9 protein-coding genes are annotated in these 12,317 nt (G+C 70.9%); 5 read left to right on the top strand and 4 right to left on the bottom strand.

Annotated elements, in window-relative coordinates:
- Positions 1-9 precede the first annotated feature (9 nt).
- Entirely contained in the window at positions 10-1,320 is a 1,311-nt protein-coding gene (gene selA, locus M6444_RS12340) for an L-seryl-tRNA(Sec) selenium transferase (RefSeq protein ID WP_298327583.1), read from the top strand.
- Between the two features lies 1 nt (position 1,321).
- Complete coding sequence (gene selB / locus M6444_RS12335) at positions 1,322-3,076, top strand: selenocysteine-specific translation elongation factor (protein WP_298327580.1); 1,755 nt, start codon at positions 1,322-1,324, stop codon at positions 3,074-3,076.
- 7 nt (positions 3,077-3,083) lie between these two features.
- On the opposite strand, the gene nrfD is transcribed toward selB, so the two are convergent.
- The 4 genes from nrfD to M6444_RS12315 all read right to left on the bottom strand — a co-directional run bounded on the left by nrfD (position 3,084) and on the right by M6444_RS12315 (position 9,174).
- Positions 3,084-4,052: an NrfD/PsrC family molybdoenzyme membrane anchor subunit gene (gene nrfD / locus M6444_RS12330; protein WP_298327578.1), complete on the bottom strand. Its 969-nt coding sequence runs from the start codon at positions 4,050-4,052 to the stop codon at positions 3,084-3,086.
- Entirely contained in the window at positions 4,049-4,930 is an 882-nt protein-coding gene (locus M6444_RS12325; protein ID WP_363326344.1) for a 4Fe-4S dicluster domain-containing protein, read from the bottom strand. The genes nrfD and M6444_RS12325 overlap by 4 nt, the downstream gene beginning before the upstream one ends.
- Before the next feature lie 41 nt (positions 4,931-4,971).
- Positions 4,972-8,220 (bottom strand): formate dehydrogenase, encoded by a 3,249-nt coding sequence (fdh, locus tag M6444_RS12320; RefSeq protein ID WP_298327576.1) that lies wholly within the window; start codon positions 8,218-8,220, stop codon positions 4,972-4,974.
- Positions 8,221-8,334: 114 nt separating this feature from the next.
- Positions 8,335-9,174: a hypothetical protein gene (locus tag M6444_RS12315; protein WP_298327574.1), complete on the bottom strand. Its 840-nt coding sequence runs from the start codon at positions 9,172-9,174 to the stop codon at positions 8,335-8,337.
- A 118-nt stretch (positions 9,175-9,292) separates the two neighbouring features.
- Here M6444_RS12315 and M6444_RS12310 point away from each other — a divergent pair, with 118 nt between their 5' ends.
- The 3 genes from M6444_RS12310 to M6444_RS12300 all read left to right on the top strand — a co-directional run bounded on the left by M6444_RS12310 (position 9,293) and on the right by M6444_RS12300 (position 12,166).
- Positions 9,293-10,513: a hypothetical protein gene (locus tag M6444_RS12310; RefSeq protein WP_298327571.1), complete on the top strand. Its 1,221-nt coding sequence runs from the start codon at positions 9,293-9,295 to the stop codon at positions 10,511-10,513.
- Positions 10,510-11,739, top strand: coding sequence for a hypothetical protein (locus tag M6444_RS12305; RefSeq protein ID WP_298327569.1), 1,230 nt, complete (start codon positions 10,510-10,512; stop codon positions 11,737-11,739). Before M6444_RS12310 ends, M6444_RS12305 begins: the two co-directional genes overlap by 4 nt.
- Before the next feature lie 265 nt (positions 11,740-12,004).
- Positions 12,005-12,166 (top strand): hypothetical protein, encoded by a 162-nt coding sequence (locus tag M6444_RS12300; protein WP_298327566.1) that lies wholly within the window; start codon positions 12,005-12,007, stop codon positions 12,164-12,166.
- The last annotated feature ends 151 nt before the right edge of the window (positions 12,167-12,317 follow it).

Raw genomic sequence — 12,317 nt, 5'->3', positions numbered from 1 at the left:
GGAGGTCACGTGCAGGAAGCACAACCGCCGGACGCACGCCGCCGGGTTCCCCGGACCGACGACGTGCTGGCCGACCCGCGACTGGCCGCTGCCGCGAAGGTCATCGGCCGGTCGACGGTCAAGCAGTACGTCGTCGACGCCCAGCAACGCGCGCGGCAAGGCGACATCGCGGCTGACACCGTCGCCGACACCGCTGTCGCGGCGCTGCCCGAGCACGCCACCACGTTGCGCCACGTCATCAACGCGACCGGCGTCGTGTTGCACACCAACATCGGCCGCGCCGCGCTGTCCGCGGCGGCCGTCGACGCGATCCGGGTGGCAGCCGGGCACACCGACGTGGAGTACGACCTCGCCACCGGCGCCCGGGCCCGCCGCGGCCGGGGCACTGTGCACGCGCTGGCCGCGGCCGTCCCGGCAGCTGAGGACGTCCACGTCGTCAACAACGGTGCCGCCGCGCTCGTGCTGGCCGCTACCGCCCTCGCGCGAGGCCGCGAGATCGTGGTGAGCCGCGGCGAGATGGTCGAGATCGGCGACGGGTTCCGCCTGCCGGAGCTGTTGGCGTCCACCGGAGCGACCCTGCACGAGGTCGGCACCACGAACCGCACGTCGCTGTCCGATTACGCCGACGCCGTCGGCCCCGAGACCGGCTTCGTCCTCAAGGTCCATCCATCCAACTTCGTGGTGCACGGGTTCACGTCGTCGGTGCCGCTGGCCGAACTCGCTGAGTTGCCGGTCCCGGTGGTCGTCGACATCGGCTCGGGCCTGCTCGAGCCGGACCGGCTGCTGCCCGCCGAGCCCGACGCCGCCACGGCATTGCGCGACGGCGCGGCCCTGGTGACCGCCAGCGGCGACAAACTGCTCGGCGGGCCGCAGGCCGGGCTCCTGCTCGGGCGCGCCGATCTGGTCGACCGGCTGCGCCGTCATCCGCTCGCCCGCGCCGTGCGGGTGGACAAGCTCACCCTGGCCGCGCTCGAGGCGACGCTGCGCGGCCCGGAGCCACCGGCCTGGCAAGCGCTGCGGCGCGATCCCGCCGCCGTGCGAGCGCGGGTCGAGGCCGTGGCGCAGGCGCTTCGAGCGGACGGCGTACCGACCGAGGTCGTGCGGACGGCCAGCGTGGTGGGCGGCGGCGGCGCGCCCGGGGTGGAGCTGCCCTCGTGGGGCCTGGGCCTCGACGCCGCGCTGGCGGCGCCGCTGCGCACCGGGCACCCGCCGGTCGTGGGCCGGGTCGAGCGTGATCAGCTCGTCCTCGACCTGCGGTGCGTGGCGCCCGAGGACGACGACACGGTACGGGCCGCCGTCGTTGCCGCCGCGGAGGCGTGAGGTGTACGTCGTCGCCACCGCGGGCCATGTCGACCACGGCAAGTCGACGCTGATCCAGGCGCTGACCGGCATGCAACCGGACCGGTGGGCCGAAGAACGCCGCCGGGGGCTGACCATCGATCTCGGCTTCGCCTGGACGGACCTGCCCTCCGGCGCCACGGTGGCCTTCGTCGACGTCCCCGGGCACGAGCGGTTCGTGCCCAACATGCTCGCCGGTATCGGTGCCGTGCCCGCGGCGCTGTTCGTCGTGGCCGCCGACGAAGGCTGGATGCCGCAGTCGGCCGAGCACCTCGCTGCGCTGGACGCACTGGACGTTCGCCATGCCGTCCTCGCCGTCACCCGTGCCGACCTCGCCGACCCGGCGCCGGCGGCCGCCCAGGCCCGAGCCGAGCTCGCGCGCACCGCGCTCGGCGAGGTCGAGGCCGTTGCGGTCAGCGCCCCGCACGGCCGTGGGCTGGACGACCTGACGGCCGCGCTCGATCGCCTGCTGCTTCGACTGCCCGCACCCGACGCCGACGCGCCGGTCCGGCTGTGGGTCGACCGCTCGTTCAGCGTCAAAGGCAGCGGGACGGTGATCACCGGCACCCTCACCGCAGGCCGGCTGCGCCTGGGTGACGAGCTCGAGGTCGCAGCGTCGGGGCGCCGAGCCGGCGTGAAGGGGTTGCAGTCCTTGGGCCGCCCGGTGGACGTCGCCGCGGCCGTCTCGCGGGTCGCGGTGAATCTGCGCGGCGTGTCCGCCCACGAGCTGACGCGTGGCGATGCCGTGCTCTCCCCCGGCCGGTTCCGCATCGGTGACCTGGTGGACGTGCGGGTGCACGGCGATCCGAGCGCCGAGCTGCCCCGGTCGGTCATGCTGCACATCGGCTCCGCGGCTGTCTCCGTTCAGGTTCGCCCGCTCGGTGCCGACACCGCCCGGCTGCGCCTGGCCCGCCCGCTGCCGTTACGGATCGGCGATCGCGGCCTGCTCCGTGACCCCGGGTGGCATCACATCGGCGGCGGCGTCACCGTGCTGGACGTGTCGCCGCCGCCGCTGACCCGCCGCGGCGCCGCCGCGGCCCGCGCCGAGGTCTTGGCCACCCTCGACGGGCGTGCGGACGAAGATGCCGAGTTGCGCCGGCGCCGGCTGGTGCGCCGGGACGACCTCGAGCGGATGGGGGTCCCCGTCACCCGCCGGCCGGTGGCCGCCGACTGGCTGGTCGACGAGACGTTCTGGGCGCATCTCCGCAAGCGGCTGCCGCAGGTGGTGGACGAGTGGCGGGCCAGGCACCCGCTCGAGGCGGGGCCACCGGTGGACGTGGTCCGCCAGGCTCTGAGGCTGCCGGACCGGGCCCTGGTCCACGCGCTGGTGGACTCGCCGTTGACGACGAACGACGGGCGCGTGGTCCGTGCACGCGACGTCACCCACCTGCCGCCGGGCATCGCCGCCGCGGTGGAGCACCTGCGCGCGGACCTGCGCGATCACCCGTTCGCCGCGCCTGACCAGGCCCGGCTCAGCACGCTCGGGCTGGGCCCGGCCGAACTCGCGGCGGCCGAGCGGGCCGGGGTGGTGATCCGCCTGGCCGCTGGGGTGGTGCTCCTCCCGGAGGCGATGGCCCAGGCGGCGGCCGAACTGGCGGCACTCCCCCAGCCATTCACCGTCGCCCAGGCACGCACCGCGTTGGCGACGACCCGCCGGGTGGCCGTCCCGCTGCTCGAGCGTCTCGATCGCGACGGACTGACCCGCCGGCTGCCCGACGATCGCCGCCAACTGGCCTGAAGCCGGGCTAGCCGGCCTGGCCGGCCGCGGGGACGAAGCTCGCGGTCACCGGCTGGGCGGCGCGTCCGTCGAGACGTTCACGTTGTGGCACGACGGTGTATTTCGGATCCTTGGCGGCGGCCATCCCGGCCTCGAACACGCCGAAGCGGGTGCACAGCGCCCCGGCGAGCAGCGCGGCGCCGGAGAGCACCGACACCGCCCGGCTGCGCCGGCCGGCGACCACCCCGAGCGCACCAGCAGCAGCAAGCGCCCGTCCCGCGCGCATCCAGCGACCGGGCCGCCCGGTCTCGTACGGCTCGGCGAGCATGCCGAGCCGGGCGGTCATCCGGGACTCCGCGGCCAGCTCCATCGCCGCCCCCGTGACCGCCAGCGCCCGCGCCGCGTCGGCCTCGCCGCCGGTCGGCGCGGCCAGCACGCCCACGCCACCGCCGCTGAGCAGCGCGCTGCCGGCGAAGACGAACGGCAGCTCGCGATACGCCTCGTGCCAGTTGGGGACGGCGGTGTCGGCGACCAGGATCGCGGTGTAGGTCATCATCACCGGACTCAGCGCTGCCGCCCCGGCCTTGGCCAGCCGGGCGAGGCCCGGCAGTACCCCTGTGACCGACGACAACGCGGCCGCTCCGGACAAGCTGGCATACCCCGCGAGCACCCACGATCCGGTGTTCAGCGGCGAGGTCGGCTTGATGACGCGCAGCATGTTGAGAAACCGCTCCGGTCGGCCGAGGTCGTGGATCAGCGCGACGGTCCCCCCGGCCGCTCCGGCCGCCGCCGTGAGGTAACCCACCCGGGCGGCACGCTCGCGTCCGGTCAGCTCCGCCATCGCCGCCATCGCCGACGATGACCCGGCCAGCCCGCCGAGGAAGAAGTACACCGGCACGTCCGGCGTCTTCCACGTCGGCGACTTGATCACCGGCTGCCCGTAATAGGACCGGAACTCAGCGTCGGGGACCATCGAGCGCTCGGCACGGGGGCTCATCGCCGACTCCCCAGGAACGCCGCGACCACGGCGCCCGCGGCGGCCACGGCCGCGGCACCGGCATAGCGCCACATCGACGGCAGGTCCCTGGTCGTGACGACGGGATCCGGCGGCAACCCGTAGACTTCGGGCTCGTCGAGCAGCAGGAAGAACGCCCCGTCACCGCCCACGCCGTCGGTGGGGTCCGCGCCGTACAGGCGGGCCTGGCTCACCCCGTCGGCGTGCAATCGCTCGACGCGCTGCTCGGCACGTTCCCGCAACTCGTCGAGGACGCCGAACTGGATGGAGTCCGTCGGACAGGCCTTGGCGCAGGCCGGTTCCAGGCCGTCGCCGAGCCGGTCGTAACACAACGTGCACTTCCAGGCCCGCCCGTCACCCGGCCGGATGTCGATGACTCCGTACGGGCAAGCCGGGACGCAGTACCCGCAGCCGTTGCAGATGTCCTCCTGCACCACGACGGTGCCGAACTCGGTCCGGAACAGCGAGCCGGTCGGGCACACGTCCAAACAGGCGGCGTGGGTGCAGTGCTTGCACACGTCGGACATCATCAGCCACTGCAGTTCGCGGTCGGGCTCGGCGGTCTCCTGCCCACCGGAGGGCCCGCTGGCCGGCAGGCTCGGCATGCCGAGATCGACCGGTTCACGTCGAGGCGCGGTCTGCTCGATGAACGCGACGTGCCGCCATGTGCTGGCGCCCAGATCACCGGTGTTGTCATACGAAGTCCCCAGCAGATCGAGGCCGTCCTCGGGCACGAGGTTCCACTCCTTGCAGGCCACCTCACAGGCCTTGCAGCCAATGCACACGCTGGTGTCGGTGAAGAACCCCACCCGCGGTGGATGATCCTCGGGATATCCGCTGCGCGCAGCGACGTCGAACACGTCCGCCTGGGCGTCGGCCTGCGGGTCGCGCACTCGGTTGCTCACGAGGTCACCGTCCTTTCCCCACCCGGTGGCTCGTCGATGCCGGCGCGTCGCCGGTAATCGTCGAGGAATCTCAACAGCGCCGGCCCGCGCGGACGCCGTCCCGGCCGGATGTCGCAGGTTGCGGCCTTCGCCTCTTGAATGTGCACGTTCGGATCCACCACGACCGGCAGCAGCTCGTTGCCGGCGTCACCGGTGCTCAGGCCGTTCGGACCCCAGTGGTACGGAATCCCGATCTGGTGCACGGTCCGGCCCTGCATCGTCAACGGCCGCATCCGCTCGGTGACCAGGACCCGCGCCTCGACGGCCGTGCGTGCCGTCACCACCGTGGCCCAGCCCAGATGTTCCAGGCCCCGTTCCGCGGCCAGCTGCGGCGACACCTCACAGAAGAACGCCGGCTGCAGCTCGGACAGATACGGCAGGAACCGGCTCATGCCGCCGGCCGTGTGGTGCTCGGTCAACCGGTAGGTGGTGAACACGTACGGGAACACGTCGTGGCCCGGCTCCCCGGGCGGCGGATGGTAGCGGTTGGCTCGATGTGGATACATCTGGCGCGTCGGGTTGGCCTGCTGGGCGTACAGCACGTTGGCGAACGGCGACTCGTGCGGCTCGTAATGCACCGGCAACGGGCCGTCGAGCAACCCGGTGGGCACGTAGAGCCAGGCCCGCCCATCAGTCTGCATGATGAACGCGTCGGTTCCGGCCAGCGCGTGCTGCGCCTTGGCGCCCGGTTCGGGTTCGAAGTCCGGCGGCTTGGTCGCCTCGAAGTCGGGGACGTCGTGACCGGTCCAGCGCCCGGCCTCGCGGTCCCACCACACGTAGGCCTTGCGCTCACTCCACGGCCGCCCCTCGGGATCGGCCGAGGCCCGGTTGTAGATGATCCGGCGGTTGGACGGCCACGCCCACGCCCACTCGGGGGCGACCCACGACTGCTGCTCTCCGGGCTTGCGCCGGGCGGTCTGGTTGACGCCGTCGGCGTAGCACCCGCAGTAGATCCAGCAGCCACACGTCGTGGACCCGTCGTCGGCCAGCTCGGTGTACGACGACAGCAGGGCGCCGTCAGGCCCGTACCCGTTGATCTCGCGCAACACGGCGTCGGCGCTGGGCTCCTCGGTGTCACCCTCAACCGGATAGTCCCAGGTCAGGTCCAGAACGGGCCGGTCACGCTCGGCGGTGGAGCCGGCCAGCTTCGCCCGGATCCGGCGGCCGAGATGGTAGTAGAACCACAGGTCGCTGCGTTGATCACCACGCGGCTGCACGGCCTGGTGGTGCCACTGCAACAAGCGCTGGGTGTTGGTGAACGTGCCGTCCTTTTCGGTGTGGGCGGCCGCGGGCAGGAAGAACACCTCGGTGCCGATCTGATCGGTCGACATCTCGCCGGTCTCGATCTCCGGACCGTCCTTCCAGAACGTCGCCGTCTCGATCATCTGGAAGTCACGAACGACGAGCCACTCGAGATTGGCCAGGCCGAGCCGCTGGAGTTTGGCGTTGGCCGATCCGACCGCCGGGTTCTCACCGATGACGAAGTACCCCTTGACCAGGCCCTCGATCTGGTCGAGCACGGTGCGATAGCTGCCGTGGTCTCCGGTCAGCCGGGGCAAGTAGTCGAAGCAGAAGTCGTTGTCGGCGGTGGCCGCCGCGCCGAACCACGCCTTGAGCAAGCTGACGGTGTACGCCTTCATGTTGCCCCAGAACCCGGTGCTTCCCGCGTCGCTCTCGACGAACTTCGTCAGGTCGAGGTCGGCGTGAGCATGCGGCATCGGGATGTAACCAGGCAGGATGTTGAACAGCGTGGGAATGTCGGTGGATCCCTGAATCGAGGCGTGCCCGCGCAGCGCGAGGATGCCCCCACCGGGACGGCCGATGTTGCCCAGGAGCAACTGCAGGATGGCCGCAGTACGGATGTACTGCACACCGACGGTGTGCTGAGTCCAGCCGACGGAGTAGACGAACGACGTCGTGTGGTCCCGCCCCGAGTTGCGCGTGATGGCATCGGCCACCGTGGCGAACGTGTCGCGATCGATGCCGCAGACCTGCTCGACCACCTCCGGCGTGTACCGGGCGAAGTGGCGCTTGACGATCTGGTACACACACCGCGGATGTTGCAGCGTGGGGTCCATCTGCGGTTTCGCCGACAGCGACGCTCCGGCGGCGCCGTGGGTGTCGCCGTGCGCGGTACGCGCCGCACCCCCTTTTGGCATCTCGCGGCTGCCGGCCGCCGCCGCGGCCTGCGCGTCTTGATAGGCCCAGCTCTCCGGGTGATAGGTCATCGTCTCGGGGTCGTAGCCAGAGAACAGCCCGTCGAGGTCCTCGGTGTCTTGGAAGCGCTCGTCGACGATCGCCGCGGCGTTGGTGTAGGCGAGCAGGTAGTCGCGGAAGTCGAGCTCGTTCTGCAGGACGTGGTTGACCAGTGCGCCCAGGAACGCGATGTCCGAGCCGGCCCGCAGCGGAACGTGCAGGTCAGCCAGTGCCGAGGTGCGGGTGAACCGTGGGTCGACGTGGATCACCGTGGCGCCTCGCTGCTTGGCCTCCATGACCCATTGGAACCCGACCGGATGGCACTCGGCCATGTTGGAGCCCTCGATGACGATGCAGTCGGAGTTCTGTAGGTCCTGCTGGAAGGTCGTGGCGCCGCCACGTCCGAACGAGGTCCCCAGACCGGGAACCGTGGAGGAGTGTCAAATCCGCGCCTGGTTCTCGACCTGGATCGCGCCGAGAGCCGTGTAGAGCTTCTTGATGAGGTAGTTCTCCTCGTTGTCGAGGGTGGCGCCGCCGAGGTGCGAGATGCCCATGGTTCGGCGCAGGTGGCGGCCTTCCTCGTCGGTGTCCTGCCAGGTCCGCGCGCGCGTGTCGATGACCCGGTCGGCGATCATGTCCATCGCGGTGTCGAGGTCGAGGTCTTCCCACTCGGTGCCGTACGGCCGGCGGTATCGAACGACCGTCTCGCGGGTCGGCGAATTGACCAGCTGCTCGCTGGCGGCGCCCTTCGGGCACAGCCGCCCCCGCGAGATGGGGCTGTCGGGATCGCCCTCGATCTGGGTGACCTTGTCGTCCTCGACGTACACGTTCTGGCCGCAACCGACGGCGCAGTACGGGCAGACCGATTTGACGACTCGTTCGGCGGTTCGTGTTCGTGGGGTGAGCTCGGCGCTGCGCTTCGACTTGCTGGCCGCTCCCCGGCCCAGCGGGTCGTCCCCCGTCAGTTGCCGGTAGACCGGCCACTGCCCGATCCAGGTCTTGACTCCCACGGCCGTCCCCCTCAAATGATCATGTTCACTAGGGTATCGCCTGCTGTACCACCCGTACACGCCTCTTGATGCGACATAACTCCTCGTGGTGTACCCGACGTGGTGTACCCGGCATCACCGTGACCCATGCGCGACACGCTCGGCGGCGATCTCGGCCACACGCTCGAACCGGGCGAGCTCGCCCGCGGCAGATTCGCCTTCACCCCCGGTCAGCAACGCGAAGGTCACCAGGCGGAAGATCACCGCGCGCACCAGCAGCTGGGCACCGACCGGCCCTGGCACAGCCAGAGCGACCAGCTCGTCCCCGGCGTCGTGGTACAGCAGGCCGTCTGCGGCCACGATGGCGTCGGCGTAACCAACCGGTCGCCAATAGGGCGAGAAGTCGATGATCACCGGCGGTTGCCCGGGGGCGAACAGCACGTTTCCAGTCAGGTCACCATGCACGAGCTGTGGTCGGGCCCGCACCGGCCCGACCACGTCCCGCAGCCGCTGCAGCACCGTCGCCACGTGCGCCGGGACTCCGACGTCAGCCTCACCCCAAGCGACCTGGTCAGCTCTCGCCCAGGGATCGACACGCCTACCGAGCACCGGTGGCCGCTCGACATCGCGCAACGCCTGGTGGAAGGAACGACCAGCGGCCAGGATCTCGGCCCAACGACCGTCCGGACCGGGCTCACCCGGAACGTAGCGCGTCGCCGCCCAACCATCGACCACGAACGCACCGGAGGTGGCACGGATCGGATCAGGCACCCGAAAATCGTGGCTTCCCGCCAGCGACGCCAGCACGCCGGTCGTCCATACGGCCACGGCATCGTCGCCCGCAGGCTTCAGGACCACGTCGCCCACCCGAACGCACGTCCCCTCCCCTCCAGGAAGCCGCTGGACGGGTCCATCCAGCCCGAACTCCACCAGGACGGTCGCGGGCGGCACGGCGGCGGCGTCGTCCTCGCTCACTTCGACATCATCGTCCTGGCAGCCGACACGTGCACGGAAATTTCCGTCGACCGACGTTGCCGAACCCAACGCTGCACCCGTTCCCGTAACCTCGGGTGGCAGGGCAGGTGATGTACACGTGGCAGCGGTGATCGGCGTCGTGGGTCCCCACGATGTCGTCGATGCCGTGATCCCCTACTGCTTCGAGCAGGACGACGTCACCGCGCTGAGTCTCGACTACGCGGACGAGGCCGAAGCACCGGCCATCGTGGCCGCTCAGGCCGACAACGTCTCCGGTTGGCTGTTCACCGGCATCGGCCCGTACACGCGAGCCGAACGAGCCGGCGTCATCGACCGCCCGGCCGTCTACCTCCCCTACACCCGCGAGGCCTTGCAGCTCGCGCTCGTCGGGCTGTTGCGGTCGCACCAGGACATCGACCGGCTGTCGATCGACACCATGTCGAACAACGCCGTCCAGCACTGCTTCGAGCACGCCGGGATCGACACGTCGCACATCCGGGTCCTTCCGTTCCGGGCGGACCTGACCACGAGCGACTACGCCGAGTTCCACCGTCGCGCCCATCGCGACGAGACCGCCGCCAGCCACGCCATCACCTGCTTGTCCTCGGTGCACGAACTGGTCGGTGCCGAGTTGCCGACGATCCAGCTGCGCCCCACCAGGCACGCGATCCGCAACACGCTGCGGCACCTGAAACTCAGTGTCGACGAAGCCGCGCTCGGCCACGCGCAGATCGTCCTCGGGCTGGTCGAAACCTCGCCGGGTACGTCGAACGTCGTCCGTCACCTCACCGAGTTGAACGCGTCGGTGGGGCAGCGTCCGGACGGCACCTTGCTGATCGCCACCACGCGCGGGAGGCTGGCCGCGGCGAGCCACGAGTTCACCGAACTACCCTTGCTGAAACGGCTGGCCGAGCTCAGCGACCGGGTCCACGTCGGCTTCGGGTTGGGGCGCACCGCCGCAGAAGCCGAACTTCTGGCCCGTCGCGCCTTGACCCGTGCCCGCCGCGCCGGTCCCGTCGCTGCAGTGCTCTCACGGCGCAACGACGCCGATGTCGTCCTCGCCGAGAAGGCGCCGGCAACGGCGGGACGGCCGCAGACTCTCGACGAGCTCGCCCAGCAGACTGGAATCGCGTCCAACACGCTGAGCGTGATCCAGACCCTCGACGGCGACGTCCCGGTCACCGCCATGCTCCTGGCCGACCGGCTCGGGCTCCAGGCCCGCAGTGCGCGCCGGGTTCTGGCCAAGCTCGAGGGTGCCGGGCTCGCCCAGCGTGCCGGCGAAGCTCCCAGCGGTTCCCGCGGCCGCCCGGCCACCGTCTACCGGATTCAGCTGCCGTGAGCAGGACGATCGGCGTGGTGGCGCCGCACGACCTGATGCCGGGCATCGCCTCGGTCGTGCGCGAGCAGCCGGGCACCGTCGTCCTCGAACTGGCCTACCGCGACGACACCGAGGTGCCCGGGCTGGTCGGCGCCAACGGCACCGAGGTCGACGGCTGGTTGTTCTCCGACATCGTTCCGTACGCGGCGGCGCTGGCCGCACCCGAGCCGCCCGCCGCTCCTGCGGTGTACGTCGAGTACAGCGGCCCCACCCTGGCCCAGGCCCTGCTGGTGCTCTCACGGCGCGGCCACGACGTCGCCCGGCTGTCCATCGACACCCTGCCCGCCGACGACGTCAAGCACACCTTCGGTGAGGCCGGCGTCTCGACCGACGACCTGCACATCCTGCCGTTCTCCGCGGGCGTCACCACCGCCGACATCGTCGAGTTCCACCGTCGCCGTCATCTCGGGCCCGCGCGCGCGGAGGTCGCCATCACCTCCGTCTCGGCCGTACACGACGCACTCGCCCCCGAGATCCCGACGTTCCGTCTCGCGCCGCTGGCTGCCTCGGTGCGCATCGCGTTGCGCCACCTGCTGCTGACCGCCACCAACCAGCTCGCCGAGGACGCCCAGATCGCCGTCGGACTGATCCAGACCTCCCATGGCGATACCGGCCTGGCCTCGGAGGTGTCAGCGCTCGGCGGGAGCCTTTCGACGGCCATCGGCGGCTCACACCTGCTCATCACCACCCGGGGACCGCTCTACGCCGCGACGTCGGGCTTCACATGGCTGCCGATGCTCGGACGGCTCGCCGACCATCACCGCGTCGTCCGTGTCGGCCTCGGCCTCGGCGACACTGCCGCCGCGGCGGAGACCCGAGCGCGCCACGCTCTCGCCCGGGCCCGGGTCCTGGGCGACGTCCGGGCCGTGCTGTCGTTACGTGACGGCACGGACATGGTGCTGGACGTGCCCGCCGCGCAGGCCACCACCGACACCACGAGCCTGTCGGTCCTGGCCCGACGCGTCGGCGTCGCGGTGTCCACGTTGCGTTCCCTGCAGGCACTGCGCGAGGCCACCGACGACGAACCCATCGTCATCCGCGACATCGCCGATCACCTCGGCATCCGCGTGCGCGCCGCCCACCGGATCGTCCAGCGCCTGGAACTCGGCGGGCTGGCCGAACGGACCGGGCAACGCAAGTCCGCCGGCGCAGGCAGGCCGAACACGCTGTACAAGCTGACGGTTTGACGCGTTCGGCGGCCGAACCTCGCCACGCCGATTCTCCGGCTCCGTCGTCCAAATGATCATGTTCACTTGCCAATTCCCTGCCACACCACCCATGCACGCCTTTTGGTGCAGCACAACGCCTCGTGATGCACACGCTCCAGTCGCAGGCGCGGGCCGCGCGCTCCAGGATCAGCCGCGCCTGGTACCCGGTGGCGTCGAACCCGATCGGCATGGCACAGTCGCTACCTTTCCGGCGAGGCAGGCACGACGGAGGGGCGACAGGTCCGTGGAAGCGCTCGGTGTGGCATTGACGGCGGCGTTCCTGTACGCCCTCTACTTCGTCGTTCGGGCCGGAGTCCGCGACGGCGTCCGGCAGGCTCTCAGCGATCGGGCCGCCGATACCGGTGGCGACGACGGCGCTCCGATCACGGGCGGGCAGCAAGACTGACGGCACCCGCCTGTGTAGGGAACGCGCGGGCGACAGTGCTTTGACGGACACCACGAGGTCTTCTGTTGCACCAGAAGGCGTGCATGGGTGGTGTGGCAGGGAATCGCCAAGTGAACATGATCATTTCACTGGCGCCGGAGAAACCGGGTGG

This window comes from Haloactinopolyspora sp., assembly GCF_027324685.1.
In the GTDB taxonomy this organism is placed as follows: Bacteria; Actinomycetota; Actinomycetes; order Jiangellales; family Jiangellaceae; genus Haloactinopolyspora.
Note: the sequence above shows the minus strand (reverse complement) of the source record. Positions and strands in the feature narration are given on the sequence as shown.